General features: G+C 55.6%; 1 protein-coding gene. It reads right to left on the bottom strand.

The window, feature by feature from the left end:
* A protein-coding gene (locus JFT44_RS28510; protein ID WP_086005488.1) for an IS5 family transposase occupies positions 1-854 on the bottom strand; the annotation gives its coding sequence in 2 pieces (ribosomal slippage) (positions 1-510 and positions 513-854; 852 coding nt in all).
* Positions 855-927 lie beyond the last annotated feature (73 nt).

The raw sequence follows: 927 nt of genomic DNA, 5'->3' as shown, positions 1-927 counted from the left end.
CTAGGCTCTGTACGTAAAGTATTGTCGCAAGCACCGCATAGCGCAGGCCAATGAGACCATCGCCGCAAAACTTGTTGCGAGCTTGTCGAAGCGCGTCACGATGCGACGGTTCTCCTTCAGCCAGCCAAACATGCGTTCGATGATGTTGCGCTGCCGATATTTGGGGCGATCAAAAAGTCGAGGCAATCCTGGCTTGGTTTTGCGCTTCATGCTTCGCAACGGAATGACTGGCTGCATGCGATAACGATCACAATACTGGCGCAGCGCTTCAGCGTCGTAACCCTTGTCAGCCAGCAACCAGCGGCAACGCTTGCGTGGGCGACCGCGCAGGCTGGGTATGCAAGCCTGATCGAGTAGCGGTTGGGCATAGGCTATATCGCTGGCTTGTCCGCCTGACAACAGGAAACGCAGAGGCACACCATTGGCGTCGCACAGCATGTGAATCTTGGTCGTCAGGCCACCCCGGCTGCGCCCGAGCGCGTGGTCTTGCGGTTCTTCAAATCCCCTTTTTTCCCGGCACCTGATGAGGCCCGGGTTGCTCGTACGGCAGTGGAGTCGATCATCCATGTTTCCAAGTCAATCAAACCCTGCTCATTCAATCGGATATGAAGACGCTTGAGCATCTGATCAAAAGCTCCGCAATCACGCCATCCCCGGAACCGTTGATAGATCGTTGACCAAGGGCCGAATCGTTCGGGCATGTCTCGCCAGGCTGCGCCAGAGCAAAGCACCCAGAGAATACCGTTTAGCATCAGGCGATCATCGGCCCGAGGGCGCCCGGTGCGCTGATTTTTGGTGAAGATATCTGCAACCAGATCCCAGGCTGCGTCGGGGAGTTCATACCGCTTTGCCATCTTGGCCTCCTGGCTTTAATGGCGGTGTATTTTACAGAAAATCGTATTTCTTGGGTTTACGTACAGAGCCTAG

The organism is Pseudomonas sp. MF5691, from assembly GCF_016405645.1.
GTDB classification, from domain to species: Bacteria; Pseudomonadota; Gammaproteobacteria; order Pseudomonadales; family Pseudomonadaceae; genus Aquipseudomonas; species Aquipseudomonas shahriarae.
The sequence above is the reverse complement of the archived record's forward strand: the minus strand, read 5'-3'. Positions and strand labels throughout refer to the sequence as shown.